Raw genomic sequence first — 21,684 nt, 5'->3', positions numbered from 1 at the left:
GTCGAGTCGTCGCCCGTCCCCGTGGTGACGGCTGAGGCGCCGGGCGGGTCGAACGACTGGGTGGTGCTGCTGTGGAGGCGCTACGAGAACCGGCGCGGTGATGGCGGTGGATAGGGTGGGCGCGTGACGGGCGAGGGGCCGCGGGCGCTGCACTGGCCCGCCGCGATCGTGCTCAGCGGCGGGGTGGCGGCGTTCCTGCTCGGGCACGCCTGGTTCCTGTGGCTCATGGGGCTGGCCGGCGGGTGGTACCGGGTCGCCGCCGCGGCGGGCGTGCTGGCCGCCGTCCCGCTCGGGCACTGGCACGCCGTGACCCAGCTGGTCGCCGTGCTCGCGGTCCTGGTGACCGCCGCCATCACGCGGGACCTGCGCACGGTCCGGGTCCTGCACACCACGCAGATCCACGACTTCGGGCGCTAGCCGTACCGGCCGGCTAGGAGACGACGCCGCCCTCGGTGAGCAGGCGGGCGACCGGCAGGGTGGCCGCGCCCAGGGCGACCGCGTCCTCGCCGAGGCGGCCCAGCTCGATGCGGGCCTGGGCGAAGGGCTGGCGCAGGGCGTGGCGGGCGGCCGACTCGCGCACCCGGGGCAGCAGCTCGGCGAGTGCGGTCGCGGTCCAGCCGCCCAGGACGACCAGCTCGGGGTTGAACAGGTTGAGCAGGTTGGCCACGCCGGCGCCGAGGTAGTCCGCGGTCTCGTCCAGCACGGCCCGGGCGGCGGGCTCGCCGGCCGCGGCGAGCAGGGCCGCGATCCGGGTCTCCTCGTCGTCGCCGGGCAGTTCGAGGGCGGCGGGGTGCTCGCGGTACCGCTGCAGCACCGAACCGGCGCCGACGTAGGCCTCCAGGCAGCCACGGGAGCCGCACCGGCACGGGCGGCCGCCGTAGACCAGGGTCGTGTGGCCCCACTCCCCCGCGCTGCTGGACGCGCCGCGGTAGGTCGCGCCGTCGGTCACCACGGCGGCCCCGATGCCCGAGCCGACCAGCGCGAAGACGGCGTGGCGGCGGCCCCGCCCGGCGCCGAACCACATCTCGGCCTGGCCGAGGGTCGTGGCGCCGTTGTCGATGTGCAGGGGGAGCTCGGTTCCCTCCTCGAGGAGCCTTTGCAGCGGTACGGCATCCCAGCCCAGCGTCTGCGCGTGCACCACGGCGCCGTCGGGGCCTTGCTGGACGATCCCGGCGACGCCCACCCCGACGCCGAGCACCTCCCCCGGGCCGCGCCCGGCGGTCACCGCGCGCAGGGCGGCGTGGATGTGCCGCACGACCGTCTCCGGGGTGGTGCCGGCCGGGCCGCCGATCGGGCGGTCGGCGCAGGCCAGCCGCCGCAGGCCGAGGTCGAACAGCTCGGCCCGGACGCGGGTCTCGCCGACGTCGATGCCGGCGACCGCGCCGAAGCCGGGGGCGATGCGCAGCAGGATGCCCGGGCGGCCGCCCTCGGACTCCAGCGCGCCGGCCTCGGCGACCAGGCCGTCCTCGATGAGATCGCTCACCACGTTGCTCACCGCGGGCTGGCTCAGGCCGGTCTCGCGGGACAGCGCCTGGCGGGTCAGCGGGCCGTCGAGGAGGAGCCGGGTGAGCAGGGCGGAGCGGTTGCGCAGCCGGACACCCCGGTTCGTCGCCCGCTCGATCCGCACCCCGGCCACTCTAGATGCAGGTGGAAGGCACTTGACGCATGCTGGGCGCCACACTTTAATGACGACATTAATTAAGTCTCGATAGAATCTTCCGGTCTCGATAGAAAAGGGACAGCCGCCACCCTCTCCCTGTCGAGCGCGCGTCCGCACGCCGGTCGACACCCCCACCAGAAGGGCCCAAGACTGGTGTCGATTCGCCGTGCCGCCGCCGTACTCACCGCCGGCATCCTGTTGTCCGGGTCGCTCGCGGCGTGCGGGGACGACCAGGCGAAGGCCGCCAAGACCATCACGTACTGGGCCAGCAACCAGGGGCCGAGCCTCGACTTCGACCGGCAGACCCTGCAGCCGGAGCTGGACGAGTTCGAGCAGCAGACCGGCATCCACGTCAAGCTCGAGGTGGTGCCCTGGTCGGACCTGCTCGACCGGCTGATGGCGGCGACCAAGGACGACAGCGGCCCGGACGTGGTCAACATCGGCAACACCTGGTCGGCCTCGCTGCAGGCCACCGGGGCGTTCGTCGCCTTCGACGGGCACACGCTGGACCTGGTCGGCGGCCGCGACCGGTTCGTGCCCTCGGCGCTGGCCGCGGCCGGTGCGCCGGGCACGCCGCCGTCGGCGGTGCCGCTGTACTCGCTGTCCTACGCGCTGTACTACAACAAGCGCCTCTTCGCCGAGGCGGGCATCGCCGGCCCGCCGACCACCTGGGACGAGCTGGTCGCGGACGGCCGGAAGCTCACCAAGCCCGCCAAGGGCCAGTACGGGCTGGCGATCGAGGGGGCCAACCCGGCCGAGAACGCGCACCACGCGTTCACGTTCTCGCAGCAGTACCGCGGGCAGTGGTTCGACGCGAACGGCGAGCCGACCTTCGACACGCCGGCGAACATCTCCGCCATCAAGCGCTACGTCGGGCTCATGGCCAACGACCACATCGTCGACCCGGCCGACGCCGGCTACGGCAAGAACGAGTCGCGGGCCGACTTCGCCAAGGGCAAGGCGGCGATGCTGCTCTGGCAGGCGGCCGGCACGTCGCTGCAGCAGGCCGGGATGCGCCCCGACCAGTACGGCGTGGCCCCGGTCCCGTTCCTCGCCGACCCCTTCACGCAGGGCGGGGTGCGGATCAACAGCATGGTCGCCGGCATCAACATGGCCGTCTACAAGCACACCCGCAACCTCACCGGCGCGCTGGACTTCGTGCAGTTCATGACCAGCGACAAGGTGCAGATCACCCTCAACAAGGCGTACGGCTCGCTGCCGTCGGTGCGCTCGGCCTACAGCGACGCCGCGTTCCGCACACCGGAGCAGGAGGTGCTGTTCCAGGTGCTCAACTCGACCGCCGCGCCGCTGCCGCAGGTGTCGGCCGAGAGCAAGTTCGAGACGCTCGTCGGCGCGGCCATGGCCGAGCTGTTCGCCGACGCGGCGGCCGGCAAGCCGGTCACCGACGAGAGCATCAAGGCCAAGCTCAGCTCGGCGGAGGGAAAGATGTGACACCCCGCCGAGGCCCGTGTGAACACCCACCTCAAGAGGGAGACCCGTCCCGTGCTGGATCTGTCCGCACTACCCCCCGGCTTCATCTGGGGTGCCGCCACCGCGGCTTACCAGATCGAGGGCGCCGCCGCCGAAGACGGCCGGAAACCGTCCATCTGGGACACGTTCTCCCACTCCCCCGGTAACGTCGACAACGGCGACACCGGGGACGTGGCCTGCGACCACTACCACCGCTGGCCCGAGGACGTGGCGCTGATGCGCCGGCTCAACCTCGACGCGTACCGGTTCTCGGTGGCCTGGCCGCGGGTGATGCCCGACGGCACCGGCACGGTCAACGCGGCCGGTCTCGACTTCTACGACCGGCTCGTCGACGCGCTGCTGGCCGAGGGGATCCGCCCGTTCGTCACGATGTACCACTGGGACCTCCCCCAGGCGCTGCAGGACGCGGGCGGCTGGCCGAACCGGGCGACCGCCGAGGCCTTCGCCGACTACGCCGCCGTGGTGGCCGGGCGGCTCGGCGACCGAGTGGCCGACTGGAACACGGTCAACGAGCCGCTGTGCGTGTCCTGGATCGGGCACCTGGAGGGGCGGATGGCCCCCGGCGAGCGCGACCTCACCCGCGCCGTGCACACCTCGCACCACGTGCTGCTCGGCCACGGCCTGGTGAACCAGGCGATCCGCGCCTCGGCCCGGCTGGCCCCCAACGTCGGCATCGTGTTCAACCTCAGCCCGATCGAGCCGGGCTCGGACCGGCCCGAGGACGTGGCCGCCGCGCGGCGGGCCGACGGGCACACCAACCGCTGGTGGCTCGACCCGGTCTTCGGCCGCGGCTACCCGGCCGACATGATCGAGTGCTACGGCGTGGAGCCGCCGGTGCGCGAGGGCGACCTGGAGCTGATCGCCGCCCCGACCGAGTTCCTCGGCATCAACTACTACTTCCGCCAGATCGTGGTCGACGACCCCACCGGCTCGGCGCCCTACGCCCGGCAGATCCCGGTGCCCGGCTCGGTCGAGACGGCCATGCCCTGGGAGGTCTACGCCCGCGGCCTGGAGGACATCCTGGTCTCGGTGGCGCAGACGTACGCCCCGCGCAGCATCCTGGTCACCGAGAACGGCTCGGCCTGGTACGACACCGTCGAGCCCAACGGCGAGATCCAGGACAAGGAGCGCACCGACTACCTGGAGCAACACCTCGAGGCGGTGCGCAACGCGGTGCTGCGCGGCGCCCCGGTGGACGGGTACTTCGCCTGGTCCCTGCTGGACAACTTCGAGTGGGCGTACGGCTACGACAAGCGCTTCGGCCTCGTCCGGGTCGACTACGACACGCAGCAGCGCACGATCAAGGCCTCCGGGCACCGGTACGCCGACCTGATCACGGCGCACAAGCGATCCCGCGAATCCGTGATCTAGGGTCGCGAGGGGCGCTGCCGGGTATCAGGGTATAGAGAACGGCAGCGCCACCAACTTCCGCGAGTCAGTAAGGGGACGCCGACATGACGCAGCAAACCGACAGCTGGGACCCGGCTCCGGACGAGGAGGGTCAGCTGTCCGCGGAGGACACCCTGTCCGACCGCGGGCTCGACGACTCACTCGACGAGGGTTACTCGCCGCCGGAGAAGCCGCGCGGGCTGAACGCCTTCGGCACCACCCAGGCCGAGGCGGAGCAGGGCGAGTCGCTCGACCAGCGGCTGCTGCAGGAGGAGCCGGACCCGACGGCCCGGCCCGACCTGGACGACTACGGCACGACCACCGAGTCGGGCGAGTTCTTCGACTCCGACGAGGTCGGCGACCGGCGGGCCGGCCGGCTGGTCGCGCCCGACGAGGGCCTCGGCGAGGACGAGGAGAAGGACGAGATCGGCTCCGACGTGGGCATCGACGGCGGCGCGGCCTCGGCCGAGGAGGCCGCCATGCACATCGTGGACGACCGCAACCTGTAGCGCACGAACAGCAGCGCGGCCGCCGCGACCAGGACGCTCCACAGGAGGTACCAGCCGGTCAGGGCGAGCAGGCCGAGCACGGACACGAGCGCGACCGCGGCGGTCCGGCGGGCCCACGAACGGGCCGGGAGCAGCCGGACCGCCGCGGCCGTGCCCAGGACGTACACCACGACGAACGAGCCGGACACGGCCAGCATGATGGGCCGGGTACTCAGCCCGGTGGCGGCGGCCACGGCGAGCGTCGCCGCGGCCAGCCCGGCCACGACGGCCAGGCTGCGCCGGGGCACCTGTCCGGCGTCCGCGCCGCGGGCGAACCAGGCCGGCAGCGCGCCGTCGCGGCCCAGGGCGGCGCCGAGCCGGGCGGCACCGGCGAAGTACGCGTTCATCGCCCCGGCGGTGAGCAGCACGGCGACGACCGCGGTCAGCGCGCGCGACCCCGGGCCGAAGCCGATCGCCAGCAGGTCGGCCAGCGGTGCCTCCGACGGGTGGGCGAGGACGAGCTGGCTGGTGGCGGCGACGGCGAGGTACAGCACGCCGACCACGCCGACCGCGATCCAGGTGGCCCGGGGCACGTCCCGGCGCGGGTCGCGGTAGTCGGCGGCGAGCGAGGTGAGCGCCTCCCAGCCGGCGAAGCCCCAGACGAGCACCGCGATCGCCGGGCCGACCGCCGTCCAGCCGTGCGGCGCGAACGGGCGCAGGTTCGCGGCGTCGGCGCTCGGCAGCGCGGTCAGGATCGCCGCGAGCAGCAGCGCGACCAGGGCCGCGGCGAGGCCCAGCTGCACCCGGCCGCTGACCCGCACGCCCCCGAGGTTCGCCGCGGTCACCAGCGCGACCAGGGCCGCCGCGGTGAGCAGCGTCGTGCGGTGCCCGCCGCCGAGGACGGCGGCGACGTACGCGCCGCCGAACGTGGCCGCCGGCAGCGCGCCGACCGGCACGGCGAAGTAGAACGACCAGCCGACCACGGCGGCGGCCCGCGGGCCGAAGGCCCTCCCGACGTATGAGGCCACGCCGCCGGTGTCCGGGAAGCGGGCGCCGAGCGCGGCGAAGGTGAGCGCGAGCGGGGCCGAGAGCAGGATCAGGGCGAGCCAGGCGACCAGCGCGGCCGGGCCGGCGATCTGCGCGGCGATCCCGGGCAGCGCGATGACGCCGGTGCCGAGAACGGCCCCGACGGACAGCGCGGCGCCCTGCTTGACGGTGAGCACGCGATCAACGCTAGGGTCGGACTTGGCCTGGAAGAAGAGCCAATCCGCGGTACACCTGATTGGGCCAAATTGGATCTGCACATCAGCCTCGAGGGGCCCGGGGACCGCACCGACCGGATCTACCGCCAGCTGCGCGACGCGATCCTGGACGGGCGGCTGCGCCACGGCGAGCGGGTGCCGCCGAGCCGCGCGCTCGCCCGCGACCTCGCCGTGGCCCGCAACACCGTCGCCGCCGCGTACGACCGGCTCGTCGGGGACGGCTTCCTGGCCGGGCGGGCGGGGGCGGGGACCTTCGTGGCGTACCGCGGCTCGGCCACCGTCGCCCGCCGCGCGCCCGTCGGCCCGCTGCGGCCCTCCCGGCGGTTCGCCGCCCTCGGCCCGGAAGATCCGGCCACTCCCCCGGCCCGCTACGACCTGCGCATCGGGCACCCCGATGCGTCGCTGTTCCCGCTGGCCGCCTGGCGGCGCCTGCTGGGCCGGTCGCTGCACGCGTCGGCGGATTATCACGACCCGTCCGGACTCCCGCCGTTGCGATCGGCCATCGCCCGGCACATCGGGCTGTCCCGGTCGGTCCGGGCCTCGGGCGAGGACGTGCTCGTCACGTCCGGCGCCCAGCAGGCGATCGACCTCGTCGCGCGGGTGCTCATCGAGCCGGGCGCGACGGTGGCCGTGGAGGAGCCCGGCTACCGGCCGGTGCGGCGGCTCTTCGCCAGCCTCGGGGCGCGCGTCGCCGGCGTGCCCGTCGACGCCGACGGGATCGTCGTGGACCTCATTCCGCCGTCGGCGCGGCTGGTGTACGTCACCCCCTCCCACCAGCACCCGCTGGGCATCGCGATGTCGCTGGAGCGGCGCAGCGCCCTGCTGGACTGGGCCCAGGAGCACCGGGCGGCGATCGTGGAGGACGACTACGACAGCGAGTTCCGCTACTCCGACCGTCCCCTGGAGCCCCTGCAGAGCCTGGACCGGGCCGGACGGGTGATCTACGTCGGCACGTTCTCCAAGACGCTGCTGCCCTCGCTGCGCCTGGGCTTCCTGGTCGCGCCCGAGGCGCTGCGCCCGGCCCTGCGCGCGGCCCGCCGGATCGCCGACTGGCACGGCGAGCCCGCCGCGCAGGCCGCCCTGGCCGCGTTCATCGACGAGGGACTGCTGCAGCGGCACCTGCGCTCGGTCGGCCGGGTCTACGCGGCGCGCCACGACCTGCTCGTGCGGGCCGCGCGGGGGCCGCTCGCCCCGTGGTACACCCTGGTGCCCTCCAGCGCCGGGCTGCACGCCGCGCTGCGCTGCACCGCGCCGGTCGACGTGGACGGCGTGGTGCGCCGGCTGCGGGCGGCCGACGTGGCGCTCGAGCCGCTCACCCGCTTCTACGCCGAGCCGCGGCGGGTGCCCGACCAGGGGCTGGCCATCGGCTTCGGCGCGATCGCCACCGCCGACCTGCCGGAGGCGCTGGACCGGCTGGCCGCCGCGACCCGTCCGTCATGATGACAGCGGGCGGGACCGGCGGCGGTTACGGTGTGGCCATGCTCGTGCGCCGCGCCGCCGTCCTCGCCGCGCTGGCGGCCACCCTGGCCGGCTGCGGCTCGCACCATGCACCTTCGGTCGCCGCGACCGCACCGCCTTCGCCGGTGGTGACCAGCGCTGCTCCGTCGGCCGTTGTGAGCTCGCCCGCGCCGCCGGCGCCCGGGCTCACCACGATCACGTACACGCAGGCGGCGACCGGCTTCCCGGCCGACCCCGACCAGGCCTCCACGGTGCCGCTCACCGAGGCGCTGCAGCTGGACGCGAAGGCGCCGGTGTACGACGCGCCCGGCGGCACGGCCCGCGCGTACCTCACCCCGAAGATCAGCGGGGTGGACCTGATCATGCCGATCGTGTCCCGGCAGGACGGGTGGGTGGCGGTACTGCTGCCGTCCATGAACCGCAGCGTCGGCTGGCTGCCCCCGGGCGGCTGGCACACCGCCCCGCTGCGCGACCAGATCGTGGTGCACCGGGGCGCGTTCACGCTGACCTGGCTGCGCGACGGGGTGGCGCAGCAGACCTGGACGGTGACGGTCGGCGCCCCGGCCACCCAGACGCCGCTGGGCCGCACGTTCGTGCTGGGCCGCTCGGCGCAGCCGAGCAAGGTGTACGCCGGGCTCGACGTGCTGGCCCTGGGGGCCGTGCCGGACGACAAGAAGGCGGTCGCCTCGGGCCTGGCCGACGCGCACACCGGCATCCACGCCTGGTACCGCAACGAGTTCGGCTATCGCAAGTCCAACGGCTGCGTGCGGATGCCGCCCGCCGCCCAGCAGGTGCTGCTGGCCAACGTCTCGCCCGGCACGAGCGTGGTCGTGCTGCCCTGACCCCCTGAGCGCTGCTGGGCCGCGCCTGAGCGCTGCTGGGCCGCGCCTGAGCGCTATTGGGCCGCGGTCAGGGGCGCGCCGGTCTCCAGCACGGACTTGAGGCCGGCGATGACGTGCGGCCAGCCGTCCTTGATGCCGGCGAGCACGACGCTGTCCGGCTCGAAGCCGTCGTGGATCACGGTGAGCTTGACGTGGTCGCCCTGCGGCTCGATCACGAAGGTGACCTTCGAGCGGGGCTCGGCGGCCGCCTTCGCCCGGTATCCGGGGTCGATGTCGTAGGCCCTCGCCCACTCCTCGGTGAAGGTGTGCCACGTGTACGACAGGCGCTCGTACGGCACGGCCTCCAGCACGACCTGCTCCGGGTCGGCGACGACGGTCCCGTCCTTGTCGATGCGCATGGTCATCGACGCGCCCCGGGTCCAGTCGGTCTCCCAGGAGATCCCCCAGTACTGCCGGGTGAACTCCGGGTCGGTCAGCCCCTGCCACAGCCGCTCGGGCGTGGTGCGGATGTAGGTGGTGTAGACGAACTCGGGCCGGTCCATGGGCGCGTCCTCCAGTGCCTTCTTGAGGTCGGCGAGCGCGTCGACCCGCCGCCGGTCGTAGTGGCTGATCCACCGCTGCCCGATCTCGGCGATCGGCGCGGGGTTGAGGTAGTGCAGCTTCTCCCGCCCGCGGCGGACGGTGGCCACGAGCCCGGCCTCCTCCAGGATCGCCAGGTGCTTGCTCACGGACTGCCGGGTCATGTCCAGCCCGGCGCACAGTTCGCGCAGCGTCTGCCCGTTGCTGCGGTTGAGCCCGTCGAGCAGCCGCCGCCGGCTCGCGTCGGCGAGCGCCCGGAACACCTCGTCCACAATATGCAGCCTTTCGGTTGCGTTTCAGCTTAGGCAGCCGTACGGCTGCATGTCAACGCGATCGAGTGACACCCCGTACCTTCTGTCGGCTTTATCCGTCGTTTGTCGGGTTTGATGGTTTCAAAGGGGGTTTCAGCCATGTTCGCGACCGGTGAGGACCACGCCGCTCGGATGCGCCACGAGCTGCACACGCCGCTGACCTCGATCAAGGCGTACACCCGCCTGCTGCGCGACGACCTGCCGCCCGGCCCTCCCGGCGAGGGCGCCGCCTGCCTCGACGCGATCGACCGCAACGCGCTGCGCCTGGAGCGCTACGTCGACAGCGTGATCCTGCCGCTGGCCGCGACCGACCGCCCGATGGCCCGGGAGGGCACCACGGACCTGGTGCCGGTACTACGCGACGCCGTCGACCTGGCCCGCCGGGTCGCGGTGGCGGGCGCGGTGAGCGTGCACGCCGACGTGCCGGAGTCCGCGCTGGTCGCCGTCGACGAGACGATCTGCCGCCACCTGGTCGGCCAGCTCGTGCTGTGGCTGGCCATCGCCGCCCCGGCCCGGGCCCACGTGGAGATCGCGCTGCGCCGCGACCCGCTGCCGTCCATCGAGGCCCGCGTGGTGCCGCACGGGGAGCTGACGGCGGCGCCGCAGCGGCGGCCGAGCGACGAGCCGCAGAAGCCGGGCGACCTGCGGGTGGCCCGCGCGGTGGCCAACCTGTGCGGTGGCGACCTGCGGCTGGAGGAGACGGCCTTCCGCCTGACCCTGCCCGCCACGGTGCTGGCCCCCGCCCCGCGCTGACTTCCGTTTCGCACGAAATGTCGGGCGCTGGCGCGCCACGACATTTCGGACTTTTCGCCTGCCGGGTTATAAGTCAGATAAGTCGCGGCGCGGAGCGCCCGACTTATCGCCTTACGGCCGTCACCCGCCCGTGCGCCGCCTCCGGCAGCCTGCCGCCGACGATGGTCGCGGCGGTGGACACGTCGGCGGCGCGCCCGCCGGCACCGGGTCCCTCGCAGGGGCCAGTGCCGGCAGCCGGCGCCTGGGCGGGCCTCCCTGTGGGGCGAAAGGCGACGGGGTCGAAGCGCCCGGCTTATCGCCGTACGACCGTCACCGGCTGCGGGAGCAGAAGGCGACGGGGTCGAAGCGGCCGTACAGGCGGGGGTCCAGCCAGTGCCCGGCCTCCCGGCGGAACAGCGGCGGCGGCATGACGCCGGCGCCGTCCGGGATCGCCCCGGCCAGGTCACCGGCGAGATCCTGCAGGTTGGTGCGGTGGACCAGCTGCGGCTCGGCCGGCCAGGCGCCGATGACGACCACGGCCGGGACGTCGCGGCGGGCCAGGGCCTCCAGGGTCAGGGCGGTGTGGTTCAGGGTGCCCAAGCCGGCGCGGGCCACCACGACGGCGGTGGCACCCAGCGCGGCGGCCAGGTCCAGCGCGGTCCAGCCGCCCTCGCCCAGCGGGACGAGCAGGCCGCCGGCCCCCTCGATCAGGGTCAGGTCGTGGTCCTCGGCAATGGAGCGGGCCGTGAGCTGAGCCATCACGGCGGTGAGCGGGTCCTCGCCGGCCACCCGGGCGGCGGCGAGCGGCGCGAGCGGGTCCGGGAAGCTGGCCAGGGTGCGCGTGGTGGCCGGCTCGGCCAGGCGGGCGACCGTCACGGCGTCGGGCTCGTCGCCGTCGGCGGTGCCGGTCTGGGCCGGCTTGATCACGGCGACGCGCTGGCCCGCGGCCGTGGCGGCGGCGGCGATCGCGGCGGTGACGATGGTCTTGCCCACGCCCGTGTCGGTACCCGTGATCACGACCGTCCCCACGATCGGCGCCGGGAGCTCCTCGCTGAAGCCGAGCCCGAGCGCCGTGCCGAGCTCGGAACCGGGGGATGTCGTCACGGGCGTTCCTTCAGGATGATGTCGACGGCGTGGTCGAAGTCGGCGGCCGGGACGCCGACGCCGATGGTCAGGCGCAGGCGGGCGCGACCGTCCGGAGTGGACGGTGGGCGGAAGCAGCCTACCGCCACGCCCCGGCCGCGACAGGCGGTCGCCCACGCGAGGGCCTCGTCCGGCGACGGGGCGGCGATCGACACGACGCCGCCGGCCGGCTCCGAGACCTCCAGGCCGCCGGCGCGCAGCCGGTCGACGGCGCGGCGGGCCCGGGCATGCAGGTCGGCACGCAGGTCGTCGCCCGACTCCAGCAGGCGCAGGGCGGCCCGGGCACCGGCGGCCACGGCGGGCGGCAGGGCGGTGTCGAAGATGAACGTCCGGCCGGTGTCGAGCAGCTCGCGGTGCAGCTGGCGGGGGCCGGCGACCACGCCGCCGGCGGCGCCCAGGGACTTGGACAGGGTGGCGGTGACCACCAGGCCGGGGGCGCCGGACAGGCCCGCGGCCGCCACGCCGCCGGCGCCGGACGGGCCGATCACGCCGAGGGCGTGCGCGTCGTCGACCAGCAGCAGGGCGCCGTGGGCGCGGGCGGCCTCGTACAGCTCCGGCAGCGGGGCCAGGTCGCCGTCGACCGAGAAGATGCTCTCCGTCACGACGACGGCGGGGCGGCCGGGGTGGCGGGAGAGCTCACGCCGTACGAAATCCGGGTCTTTGTGCGGGGCGACCAAGGTCTCGGCGCCCTCGCGGCCGGCCCTTCCCGCGCAGGCCAGGCGGCACCCGTCGACGAGGGACGCGTGGTTGTGGGCGTCGGAGACGAGCAGGGTGCCGCGGCGCACGAGCGCCCGCACGGCGCCCAGGTTGGCCAGGTAGCCCGAGGAGTACACCAGCGCCGACTCGGCGCCGAGCAGGGCGGCCAGGCCGGCCTCCAGGTCCCGGTGGGCGGCGGTCGAGCCGCGGACCAGCCGGGAGCCGGTGGCGCCCAGGCCGAAGTCCGCGAGGGCCCGCGCGGCGGCGGCGATGACCTCGGGGTGGCGGGACAGGCCCAGGTAGTCGTTACCGGCGAGGTCGACGACCGGGTCGCCGGGATCGCGGGGCAGCAGCTCGCGGCGCAGGCCAGCGGCCTGCCGGGCGGCGGCCTCCTCCTCGAGTGCGAACAGCCACTCCACCAAGGCCTCCCGTTGCGGTTGTAGAACCCCTACGATGCCGATTGTGCGATGTGCACAACCTAGCCGAGTCCACCCGGGGCCGGACAGGCCACCCTAACGATTTGTAAGGTACGAGCATGCTTGATGCTGCCAAGGCCGTCCTGGATACCGGTGTGGGCCTCGACCTCGACGGGGTGCTCGCCGTGCTGCGCTGCTCGGACGAGGAGCTGCCGGAGTACCTCTCGATCGCCCACGACGTGCGGATGCGCTGGTGCGGGCCCGAGGTCGAGGTCGAGGGCATCGTGTCGCTCAAGACCGGCGGCTGTCCCGAGGACTGCCACTTCTGCTCGCAGTCGGGGCTCTTCACCTCGCCGGTGCGGGCGGTCTGGCTCGACATCCCGTCGCTGGTCGAGGCGGCCAAGCAGACGGCCGCGACCGGGGCGACCGAGTTCTGCATCGTGGCCGCCGTGCGCGGGCCCGACGAGCGGCTCATGACCCAGCTGGCCGATGGCGTGGCCGCGATCCGGGCGGCGGTGGACATCAACATCGCGGCGTCGCTGGGCATGCTGAGCCAGGCGCAGGTGGACCGCCTCGCCGAGCTGGGGATCCACCGGTACAACCACAACCTCGAGACCGCGCGGTCGCACTTCCCGCAGGTGGTCAGCACCCACTCCTGGGAGGAGCGCTGGGACACCCTGCGGATGGTCCGCACCGCCGGCATGGAGGTCTGCTGCGGCGGCATCCTCGGCCTCGGCGAGAGCGTCGAGCAGCGCGCCGAGTTCGCGATGCAGCTGCAGGAGCTCGACCCGCACGAGGTGCCGCTGAACTTCCTCAACCCGCGCCCGGGCACGCCGCTGGCCGACCAGCCGGTGCTCGACCCGAAGGACGCGCTGCGGGCGATCGCGGCGTTCCGGCTGGCGCTGCCGCGGACGCTGCTGCGGTACGCGGGCGGGCGCGAGATCACGCTGGGCGACCTCGGCACCCGCGACGGGCTGCTCGGCGGGGTGAACGCCGTGATCGTCGGCAACTACCTCACCACGCTGGGGCGCGCCCCGGAGCAGGACCTGGCGCTGCTCGAGGAGCTGAGCATGCCGGTCAAGGCACTCTCGGCGACGCTGTGAACGCCTACTGCGACCGGTGCGGGGAGCCGCGGGCGAGCGGCTCCCACGACGCCTGCCTGGCCGCCCGGGAGCTGGAGCCGCCGCGGTACTGCGGGCAGTGCCGCCGCCGCATGAAGGTTCAGGTCCTGCCGAGCGGCTGGACGGCCTCCTGCGTCGAGCACGGCGCCCTCACCCGGTAGGCCCGGCCCACTCCGTCGCCGCGGCGGCCGCCCGGTCCAGGTTGCGGGGGTTGACCCTCGTGAGCCGGCCGCGGGGCTGCAGTACCGCCGCGGCCTTCTTCGACTGCTGCAGCACCCGCGCGATGCGGGCGCGGCGCAGCCGGCCGTACTCCAGCAGCGCCGGCCCCAGCGCCCCGCCCACGAGCGCGGTCTGCAGGGTGGCCACGTCCTCCAGGGCGAGCGAGGCGCCCTGGGCCAGATGGTGCGGCATCGCGTGGGCGGCGTCGCCGACGAGCGCGTAGCCGCCCGGCCCGCACGGCACGCCGAACGAGTCCGGCATCGGGGTGACCTCCCCCACCGGCTCCTGCACCAGGTCGTCGGCCTCGGTGGCGGCCAGCAGCTGGCCGACCGGCGGGTGCCAGCCGGCGAACCAGCGGCGCAGCAGGGCGAGCTGGCCGGCGGGCGGCTCGGGCCGCAGCGCGCCGGGGACGGTGGCGACCCAGTAGAGGCCGCGCTCGCCGAGGGAGTGGTACTCGAAGCGCTGCCCGCCCCCGAGGGTCTCGCCGTGCGGGGGAACGCCGTCGGGCAGTTCGGGCGCGCGGAACCACGGGATGACGGCCCGCCAGGCGGCGTACCCGGCGCTGGCGAAGGTGCTGCCGGCGACGAGGCGGCGGCGGATCGCGCTGTCCGCGCCGTCCGCGGCCACGACCAGGTCGGCCTCGAACGTGACCCGCCCGTCGCCGACGGCGGGGCGGTCGCGGCTCACCCGGGCGCTCTTGACCTCGATCCCGCCGCGCACGTCGACCTGCTCGCCGAGGCCGGCGATGAACGCGTCGTGCAGGCCCTCACGGTGCACCACGACCGGCGGCGACTCGACCTCGGAGACGCCCGGCTGGACCAGCCAGGTGCCGTCCGGCCGCCGGATGCCAGCGGGCGGCACGGCGGTGGAGATGCTGTCGAGGCCGCCGGCCAGGCCCAGGGCGCGCAGCGCGCGAACCCCGTTGGGCCACAGCACCATCGCGGCCCGGCCGGGGCGGAGCCGGTCCTCGCGCTCCAGCAGGGTGACCTTCCAGCCGGCCCGGGCCAGCGCACCGGCGGCGGCGAGCCCGCCGATGCCGGCCCCGACCACGACCGCGGTCCGCATCAGCCCTTGCCCGCGTCGCTGCTCTCCGGCTCCTGCTCCTTTTGTTCTTCTGCTTCTTCTTCTACTTCCGCCGCTTCTTCGACGTGCGCCTCTGCGTCCGGTTCCTCTGCTTTGTCCGCTTCTTCCCCGGGCTCCGCACCGGTGACGAGGGTAATCTTGCCGTCCTCGTCGTAGGTGACCTGCTCCTGCGGGCCGCGCACGCGCAGGAAGTAGATCAGCGCGGCGGCGAAGACGACGATCGAGGTCCAGTTGTTCAGCCGCATGCCCAGCACGTGGTGGGCGTCGTCGATGCGCAGCGACTCGACCCAGAAGCGGCCGACGGTGTAGAGCATCACGTAGAGCGCGAAGGCGCGGCCGCGGCCGAAGCGGTACTTGCGGTCGACCAGCCAGACGACCAGGGCCACCCCGAGGCACCACAGCGACTCGTAGAGGAACGTCGGATGGAACAGGCCCAGCACGATGGGCTGCCCGCCGGCCTCGAGCGCCCGGCCGTTGGCGCTGTCCCAGTTGTACACCTTGAGCGCCCACGGCAGGGAGGTCTCCTTGCCGTACAGCTCGTTGTTGAACCAGTTGCCCCAGCGCCCGATCGCCTGGGCCACGGGCAGGCCGACCGCCAGCGTGTCGGCCGCCATGGCGAAGGGCAGGTTCAGGCGGCGGCAGGCGATGTAGGCCCCGAGCGCGCCGGCCGCGACGCCGCCCCAGATGCCGAGGCCGCCCTCCCAGATCTTGAACGCCTTGAGGATCGAGCCGTTCTCGCCGAAGTACGCCTCCGGGGAGGTGATCACGTGGTACAGCCGGGCGCCGACGATGCCGAAGGGCACCGCCCAGATCGCCACGTCCAGGATCACCCAGGGGGGTGCGCCCCGGGCCCGCAGGCGCCGGTCGGTGATGTAGCAGGCGGCCACGATGCCGAGCACGATGCACAGGGCGTAGGCGCGCAGCGGAATCGGTCCCAGGTCCCAGACGCCACGGGTCGGGCTCGGGATCTCGGCCAGCGGTGAGAGGGCAGCATCCACGGGTGAACACGCTACCGCCGATCCGGCGAAAAGCGATGCCCGGCCACTCCTGTCGGCCTTCAGCGGCAGGCTTGGGTGATCACCTCTCACCCGCCTTCATGATCACCTCACCCCTTCGGTGATCACCACTAGTTCGCGTTCGGTATCACCACAAGTTCGCGTTCGGTATCACCACAAGCTCGCGTTCGGTGATCACCAGGAGCGAAGGTCTCGCGACGCTCTGCGGCTCCGCCTAGAGTGCGAACATGAGCTACTCAACGCTGAGTAACGGCAGTCACGTCACGTCCGCGGTCGCCGCGGTCATCGAGGACGCGGCCGGTCGCGTTCTCCTGTGCCGCCAGGCCGGCGGCCACCAGCTGTGGGGCCTCCCCGGCGGGCGCATCCGCGAGGCCGAGAGCCCGGTGCACGCCGTCATCCGGGACATCCGCGAGGAGACCGGCCTGGAGGCCGAGATCACCGAGCTGATCGGCCTCTACCAGCTGACCGGCGACGGCTGCGGCGCGGCCACCCCCGACCTCTTCGTCCACGTCTTCCGCGGCCGGCTCGACGGTGGCGGCGGCCCGGCCCTCAACGCCCCCGGCCGGATCAGCAGCCTGGCCTGGCACACCCCGGACAACCTTCCCACCCCCCTCACCGTCACGACCCGCACCGCGATCGCCGACGCCACCGCCGGCCAGACCGGCGTGATCCGCGAGGTCGAGCGCGACCCCGAGCCCGAGGTCGTCGACGCCTAGCCATCCCGGCCTTTGTTTAGGCCTTGGTTATTTGTCTTGGTGTTCCGCGCGGCATCCGCGATGATCTTTATATGGCCCCGCGATACTTCGCGCTCGGCGACTCGATGTCGATCGACGACTACGCGGGCGGCCCCGGCCTGGGCGCCGCCTCCCTGCTCGCCGACGACCTCGGCATCGAGCTGATGCTGCTCGCCCGCGACGGCGCGACGAGCGACGACGTGCTGCGCCGCCAGTTGGGCCAGGTGTCCGGCCGCCCGGCCCTGATCACCCTGACCATGGGCGGCAACGACCTGCTCACCGCCATCGTCGAGTCCCCGGACAAGGCCCCCGCCGCGATCGAGTCGGTGGCGACCAACTACGAGGCGACGCTCGCCACCCTGTCCGCCACCGGCGCCCGCATCGTGGTGTCGACCGTCTACGACCCGACCGACGGCACCGGCGACATGTCCTGGGCCGGCCTGCCGGACGTGGAGGGCGGCCTGGCCCTGCTCGAGTCGCTGAACGCGACCATCCGCGAGGCCGCGGCCCGGCACCGCGCGGCGGTGGCCGACCTGCACGCCGCCTTCCTGGGCCACGGCGCCCAGGCCGGCGACATCACGACCGCCGACCCCCACCCCGCCAACCGCGAACTCTGGCTGTGCGGCCACATCGAACCCAACGCCTGGGGCGCCGAGGCCATCCGAGACACTTGGCGAGCCGCCCTACGCTCTTCGTAAGTGCCCAACCACGGTTCGTGACATCCGGAGCGCGCACAGAGATCGAATTTTTTCGCTCCAGCTACCATTGAGGTGCAACAAACGGGAACGGCCACCGCGGAACCCGCCTACGAAATCAATCCAAACACGTAGACCCGCTCCAGCGCCGCGAAGTACACATGATCCCCGGACAGCAGCAACGGCTCGCCCCCGACCATCGCCTCGACATCGAGGTCCAGGCGCCGCACCAGCGCCCCGGTCCCGGCATCGACCGCGATGAGCTCGGTGCGGTGGGTGCTCACGCCGCCCCGCACCGCGAAGTGGTACGCCACCGCGTACACGACCCCACCCCCGTTGACCGGCGCCCAGTACGACGCGTCGACCTCGGCCTGCAGCCCGTACCCGACCCGCCACCGCACGACCCCGTCCCCGGCGGCAAACGCGGCCAGCCCGCCGTGCCCGTCGACGACGTACACGGTCCCGGACCCGCCGGCATCGACCGTGGCGTACACCGGGGACTGCAGCGTCTCGGCGTCGCACCAGCGCTGGGCACCGTCGGCCACGGCGTACGCGCACACGCCGCGCTCGCCGACCGCGTACACGGCGCCGTCGGCCCCGACGAGCTCGGCTCCGCTGGCGTCGCGCGCCCAGGCCGGCGCGCCGGTCGCCGCGACGAAGGCCTGGAGCCGCCCGCTCTCGGTGCCCTGCAGGACCAGCCCGCCGAGCAGCACCGGCGCGTGCAGGCCCGGCTCCCCGTCCAGCGGCGCGCTCCAGGCGGTGCTGCCATCGGCGACCCGGTACGCGGTGAGCGTCGCCCCCGCGCTGCGCAGGACCAGGCCGGCGCCCACGGTGAAGCCGCCGGACACGCCCTCGGGCAGCGGGATCTCCCACCGGGGGCGGCCGTTCAGGCGGTACCCGGCCAGGAAGCGCCGCACCTCCTTGCGCTCCAGGGACTCCACGACCAGCGTCTCGCCAGCCAACGCCCCACCCGCCAACATCTCGCCAGCCGACACCTCGCTGGCGGCGGCTAGCTGGCCCAGGGCGCGGCCCGGGACGTCGACGATGGGGCCCAGGTCGGCGCCGGTGTACGCGTCGAAGCGGCGGATCTGGCCGCTCGGGCCCTGTGAGGTGCGAAACAGGGTGCCGTCGACGATGATCGCGCCGTTGATCTGCTCGTCGCGGGTGGGCGGGGCGGCGGTCCAGGCCGGGCGCAGGCCGGCGACGGTGGTGGCGTTCAGGCCGCCGGTGAGGGCCTGGTGGCCGGAGCGGCCCGGGTCGGCGCCGTTCTGCGCCCAGTCGGAGTCGGCGGCGCTTCCGTAGCCGCCGCCCGGCCTGCCCTTTTGAGCGGAAATGTCGCGAAATTTCGGGCTTTCAGCCGAAATTGAGCTCGAAGTTGGGTGCGGACTCGTCTCAGCCGCGCTCGCCGCCGTCGAGTTGAACGGACCCAGCAGGGCGGCCAGCACGAGCACCCGCGGTACCAAATCGGAAAAAAGCCTCACGCGGGCTCAACGACGGCACCGGAAGTTAGTGGCGGCGCACGCCCTCCGCGAGCTCCGCGCTCAGCTTGGCCACCGCCGCCACGCCCGCGGCCGGGGTGTCCGCCTCCAGCAGGCACCGGACCAGGGCGCTGCCCACGATCACACCGTCGGCGAACGCGCCCACCTCGGCGGCCTGCCGGCCGTTGGAGACGCCCAGGCCGACGGCGACCGGCGTGCCCGGGGCCAGCCGCCGCACGCGCTCCACGAGGGCCGGTGCGGCGCTGCTGGTCTGCGTCCGGGCGCCGGTGACGCCCATGACGCTGGTGGCGTACACGAAGCCCCGGCAGGCCGCGCCCGTGGACGCGATCCGGGCGTCGGTCGAGGACGGCGACACCAGGAAGACCCGGTCCAGGCCGTGCGCGTCCGAGGCGGCCAGCCACGGGCCGGCCTCGTCGGGGATGAGATCGGGGGTGATGATGCCCGCGCCGCCGGCCGAGGCCAGGTCGGCTGCGAAGCGCTCCACGCCGTAGCGCTCCACAAGGTTCCAGTACGTCATCGTGAGGATCGGCGCGCCGGACCCGGCGGCCGCCTCCACGGCGGCGAGGCCGTCGCGGACGCGGAAGCCCGCGGCCAGGGCGGCCTCGGTGGCGCGCTGGATGACCGGGCCGTCCATGACCGGGTCGGAGTACGGCAGGCCGACCTCGACCGCGTCCACCCCGTTGTCGATCATGGCCCGGATGGCGTCGACGGCGGTCGAGTGGTCCGGGAACCCGGCCGGCAGGTAGCCGATGACGGCGCTGCGGCCCTCGGCGCGCGCCTTCTCGAAGGCGGCTTCGACGCTCATACCTTGAACCATTCGCGCGCGGTGTCCATGTCCTTGTCGCCGCGGCCCGAGAGGCAGATGATCACGATCGGCTCGCGGTCCAGCTCGGCGGCGATCCGCGGGATCACCCGCAGGGCGCCGGCGACGGCGTGCGCGCTCTCGATGGCCGGGATGATGCCCTCGGTGCGGCACAGCAGCTTGAAGGCGTCCATCGCCTCCGCGTCGGTGACCGGCTCGTACGTGGCCCGGCCGGTGTCGTGCAGGTACGCATGCTCGGGGCCGACCGCCGGGTAGTCCAGGCCGGCCGAGATGGAGTGCGACTCGACGGTCTGGCCGTCCTCGTCCTGCAGCAGGTACGTGCGGGCGCCGTGCAGCACGCCGGTCGTACCGCCGGTGATGCTGGCCGCGTGCCGGCCGGTCTCCACACCGTCGCCGCCGGCCTCGAAGCCGAACAGCCGCACGCCCTCGTCGGGCACGAACGCGTGGAAGGCCCCGATCGCGTTGGAGCCGCCGCCCACGCAGGCCGCGACGGCGTCGGGCAGCCGGCCGGTCTGCTCCTTGATCTGGCGGCGGGCCTCGACGCTGATGCCGCCGACGAAGTCGCGCACCATGGCCGGGAAGGGGTGCGGGCCGGCCGCGGTGCCGAGCAGGTAGTGGGTGTTGTCCACGTTGGTCACCCAGTCGCGCAGGGCCTCGTTGATCGCGTCCTTGAGCGTCTTCGAGCCGGTCGAGACGGGCACGACGGTGGCGCCGAGCATGCGCATCCGGGCCACGTTGAGGGCCTGGCGACGGGTGTCCTCCTCGCCCATGTAGACCACGCACTCGAGGTCGAGCAGGGCGCAGGCGGTGGCGCTGGCCACGCCGTGCTGGCCGGCCCCGGTCTCGGCGATGACGCGCGTCTTGCCCATGCGCTTGGTGAGCAGCGCCTGGCCCAGGACGTTGCGCACCTTGTGGGCGCCGGTGTGGTTGAGATCTTCTCGTTTCAAAAAGATCTGCGCACCGGTACCGCGGGCAAGCCGCTCCGCCCGGTACAAGGGGCTCGGCGTGTTGGCGTAGTCGCGCAGCAGCCGGCCGAACTCGGCCTGGAACGCCTCGTCGGCCTGCGCGTGCCGGTAGGCGGCGTCGAGCTGGTCGAGCGCGGCGATGAGCGCCTCGGGGACGAAGCGCCCGCCGAAGGTGCCGAAGTGGCCGCTCGGGTCGGGCAGCAGGCCGGCGGCGGCGAGGTACGCGCTCATCTGGCCGCCCTCGGCGTGGCCGGGTGGCTGCCTGCGGTGACCAGCTCGGCGACGGCGTCACGGGGGCTCTTCTGCGTGACCAGGCCCTCGCCGACCAGCACCGCGTCGGCGCCGGCGGACGCGTAGCGGATCAGGTCGTGCGGGCCGCGGACCCCGGACTCGGCGATCTTCACGACCTCGGCCGGCAGCCCGGGCGCGATCCGCTCGAAGACCGTGCGGTCGACCTCGAGCGTGCGCAGGTTGCGGGCGTTGATCCCGATGACCCGGGCGCCGGCCTCCAGCGCCCGGTCGGTCTCCTCCTCGTCGTGCACCTCGACCAGCGCCGTCATGCCGAGGCTCTCGATGCGGTCGAGCAGCCCGGTCAGCGTGTTCTGGTCCAGCGCGGCGACGATGAGCAGCACCAGGTCGGCGCCGAAGGCCCGGGCCTCGTGCACCTGGTACGACGACACGACGAAGTCCTTGCGCAGCAGCGGCACGTCGACCGCGGCCCGAACCGCTGCGAAGTCGTCGAGGCTGCCGCCGAACCACCGGCCCTCGGTGAGCACGCTGACGCAGCGGGCGCCGCCGGCCGCGTACTCCTTGGCGAGCTCGGCCGGGTCGGGGATCTCGGCCAGCTGGCCTTTGGACGGCGACGAGCGCTTGACCTCCGCGATCACGCCGACGCCGGGGGCGCGCAGCTTCGCGTAGGCGTCCCGCGGCGGCGGGGCCTGGGCGGCGCGCTGCTTGATGTCTGCCAGGGGCACCTGGGCCTCGCGGACCGCCAGGTCCTCGCGCACTCCGGCGAGGATCTCGTCGAGCACCCGGCCGCTTTCCGCGTTGATCAAGGAGCTC

At 73.8% G+C, this 21,684-nt stretch carries 21 protein-coding genes and 1 pseudogene; 11 read left to right on the top strand and 11 right to left on the bottom strand.

From position 1 onward, the window contains the following. Positions 1-123 precede the first annotated feature (123 nt). Positions 124-417, top strand: coding sequence for a low temperature requirement protein A (locus tag ABD352_RS13530; RefSeq protein WP_344612664.1), 294 nt, complete (start codon positions 124-126; stop codon positions 415-417). 13 nt (positions 418-430) lie between these two features. Here the strand turns inward: ABD352_RS13530 and ABD352_RS13525 are convergent, their stop codons facing one another. Beyond that, positions 431-1,627: an ROK family transcriptional regulator gene (locus ABD352_RS13525; RefSeq protein WP_344612663.1), complete on the bottom strand. Its 1,197-nt coding sequence runs from the start codon at positions 1,625-1,627 to the stop codon at positions 431-433. Between the two features lie 186 nt (positions 1,628-1,813). On the opposite strand from ABD352_RS13525, the gene ABD352_RS13520 reads away from it, so the two are divergent. The 3 genes from ABD352_RS13520 to ABD352_RS13510 all read left to right on the top strand — a co-directional run bounded on the left by ABD352_RS13520 (position 1,814) and on the right by ABD352_RS13510 (position 5,049). Then, positions 1,814-3,112: an ABC transporter substrate-binding protein gene (locus tag ABD352_RS13520; protein WP_344612662.1), complete on the top strand. Its 1,299-nt coding sequence runs from the start codon at positions 1,814-1,816 to the stop codon at positions 3,110-3,112. A 51-nt stretch (positions 3,113-3,163) separates the two neighbouring features. Then, positions 3,164-4,522: a GH1 family beta-glucosidase gene (locus ABD352_RS13515; RefSeq protein ID WP_344612661.1), complete on the top strand. Its 1,359-nt coding sequence runs from the start codon at positions 3,164-3,166 to the stop codon at positions 4,520-4,522. An 83-nt stretch (positions 4,523-4,605) separates the two neighbouring features. Beyond that, on the top strand, positions 4,606-5,049 hold the full coding sequence (locus ABD352_RS13510; protein ID WP_344612660.1) for a DUF5709 domain-containing protein: 444 nt from the start codon (positions 4,606-4,608) through the stop codon (positions 5,047-5,049). On the opposite strand, the pseudogene ABD352_RS13505 reads toward ABD352_RS13510, so the two are convergent. Continuing rightward, positions 5,043-6,251: pseudogene (locus ABD352_RS13505) on the bottom strand (amino acid permease); the annotation flags it as partial. The gene ABD352_RS13510 and the pseudogene ABD352_RS13505 sit on opposite strands and share 7 nt — an antisense overlap. Before the next feature lie 69 nt (positions 6,252-6,320). Here ABD352_RS13505 and pdxR point away from each other — a divergent pair. Both pdxR and ABD352_RS13495 read left to right on the top strand, forming a co-directional pair. Next, positions 6,321-7,730 (top strand): MocR-like pyridoxine biosynthesis transcription factor PdxR, encoded by a 1,410-nt coding sequence (pdxR, locus tag ABD352_RS13500; protein ID WP_344612659.1) that lies wholly within the window; start codon positions 6,321-6,323, stop codon positions 7,728-7,730. A 38-nt stretch (positions 7,731-7,768) separates the two neighbouring features. Continuing rightward, the gene (locus ABD352_RS13495) at positions 7,769-8,590 is read left to right on the top strand and encodes a L,D-transpeptidase (RefSeq protein ID WP_344612658.1); all 822 of its coding nucleotides are present in this window, start codon (positions 7,769-7,771) and stop codon (positions 8,588-8,590) included. A 53-nt stretch (positions 8,591-8,643) separates the two neighbouring features. Here ABD352_RS13495 and ABD352_RS13490 read toward each other — a convergent pair whose 3' ends face one another. After that, positions 8,644-9,441 carry an ArsR/SmtB family transcription factor gene (locus ABD352_RS13490; protein ID WP_344612657.1) on the bottom strand — a complete coding sequence of 266 codons (798 nt, stop codon included), beginning with the start codon at positions 9,439-9,441 and terminating at the stop codon, positions 8,644-8,646. 138 nt (positions 9,442-9,579) lie between these two features. On the opposite strand from ABD352_RS13490, the gene ABD352_RS13485 reads away from it, so the two are divergent. Next, positions 9,580-10,233 (top strand): sensor histidine kinase, encoded by a 654-nt coding sequence (locus ABD352_RS13485; RefSeq protein WP_344612656.1) that lies wholly within the window; start codon positions 9,580-9,582, stop codon positions 10,231-10,233. Between the two features lie 309 nt (positions 10,234-10,542). Here the strand turns inward: ABD352_RS13485 and bioD are convergent, their stop codons facing one another. Both bioD and ABD352_RS13475 read right to left on the bottom strand, forming a co-directional pair. Further along, positions 10,543-11,244, bottom strand: coding sequence for a dethiobiotin synthase (gene bioD, locus ABD352_RS13480; RefSeq protein ID WP_344612711.1), 702 nt, complete (start codon positions 11,242-11,244; stop codon positions 10,543-10,545). 68 nt (positions 11,245-11,312) lie between these two features. Next, on the bottom strand, positions 11,313-12,473 hold the full coding sequence (locus tag ABD352_RS13475; RefSeq protein ID WP_344612655.1) for an 8-amino-7-oxononanoate synthase: 1,161 nt from the start codon (positions 12,471-12,473) through the stop codon (positions 11,313-11,315). A 113-nt stretch (positions 12,474-12,586) separates the two neighbouring features. Here ABD352_RS13475 and bioB point away from each other — a divergent pair, with 113 nt between their 5' ends. Together bioB and bsaP are read left to right on the top strand one after the other, a co-directional pair. Continuing rightward, entirely contained in the window at positions 12,587-13,570 is a 984-nt protein-coding gene (gene bioB, locus ABD352_RS13470; RefSeq protein WP_344612654.1) for a biotin synthase BioB, read from the top strand. Then, complete coding sequence (gene bsaP, locus ABD352_RS13465) at positions 13,567-13,749, top strand: biotin synthase auxiliary protein BsaP (RefSeq protein ID WP_344612653.1); 183 nt, start codon at positions 13,567-13,569, stop codon at positions 13,747-13,749. Before bioB ends, bsaP begins: the two co-directional genes overlap by 4 nt. On the opposite strand, the gene ABD352_RS13460 is transcribed toward bsaP, so the two are convergent. After that, positions 13,739-14,872, bottom strand: a complete 1,134-nt coding sequence (locus ABD352_RS13460) for an FAD-dependent oxidoreductase (protein WP_344612652.1) — start codon at positions 14,870-14,872, stop codon at positions 13,739-13,741. The two genes, bsaP and ABD352_RS13460, sit on opposite strands and share 11 nt — an antisense overlap. Further along, positions 14,872-15,888, bottom strand: coding sequence for a prolipoprotein diacylglyceryl transferase (lgt, locus tag ABD352_RS13455; protein ID WP_344612651.1), 1,017 nt, complete (start codon positions 15,886-15,888; stop codon positions 14,872-14,874). The genes ABD352_RS13460 and lgt overlap by 1 nt, the downstream gene beginning before the upstream one ends. A 245-nt stretch (positions 15,889-16,133) precedes the next feature. On the opposite strand from lgt, the gene ABD352_RS13450 reads away from it, so the two are divergent. Beyond that, positions 16,134-16,622, top strand: a complete 489-nt coding sequence (locus tag ABD352_RS13450; protein WP_344612650.1) for an NUDIX hydrolase — start codon at positions 16,134-16,136, stop codon at positions 16,620-16,622. 71 nt (positions 16,623-16,693) lie between these two features. After that, positions 16,694-17,338: an SGNH/GDSL hydrolase family protein gene (locus ABD352_RS13445; RefSeq protein ID WP_344612649.1), complete on the top strand. Its 645-nt coding sequence runs from the start codon at positions 16,694-16,696 to the stop codon at positions 17,336-17,338. 107 nt (positions 17,339-17,445) lie between these two features. Here ABD352_RS13445 and ABD352_RS13440 read toward each other — a convergent pair whose 3' ends face one another. From ABD352_RS13440 to trpC, 4 genes are read right to left on the bottom strand one after another with little or no spacing between them, the layout of a single operon-like run. Beyond that, complete coding sequence (locus ABD352_RS13440) at positions 17,446-18,816, bottom strand: PQQ-binding-like beta-propeller repeat protein (RefSeq protein ID WP_344612648.1); 1,371 nt, start codon at positions 18,814-18,816, stop codon at positions 17,446-17,448. Positions 18,817-18,841: 25 nt separating this feature from the next. Continuing rightward, positions 18,842-19,639, bottom strand: a complete 798-nt coding sequence (gene trpA / locus ABD352_RS13435; RefSeq protein WP_344612647.1) for a tryptophan synthase subunit alpha — start codon at positions 19,637-19,639, stop codon at positions 18,842-18,844. Next, positions 19,636-20,853, bottom strand: coding sequence for a tryptophan synthase subunit beta (trpB, locus tag ABD352_RS13430; protein ID WP_344612646.1), 1,218 nt, complete (start codon positions 20,851-20,853; stop codon positions 19,636-19,638). Before trpB ends, trpA begins: the two co-directional genes overlap by 4 nt. After that, on the bottom strand, positions 20,850-21,653 hold the full coding sequence (gene trpC / locus ABD352_RS13425) for an indole-3-glycerol phosphate synthase TrpC (RefSeq protein WP_344612710.1): 804 nt from the start codon (positions 21,651-21,653) through the stop codon (positions 20,850-20,852). The genes trpB and trpC overlap by 4 nt, the downstream gene beginning before the upstream one ends. Positions 21,654-21,684: the final 31 nt, after the last annotated feature.

Source organism: Dactylosporangium salmoneum, assembly GCF_039532525.1.
In the GTDB taxonomy this organism is placed as follows: domain Bacteria; phylum Actinomycetota; class Actinomycetes; order Mycobacteriales; family Micromonosporaceae; genus Dactylosporangium; species Dactylosporangium salmoneum.
The sequence above is the reverse complement of the archived record's forward strand: the minus strand, read 5'-3'. Positions and strand labels throughout refer to the sequence as shown.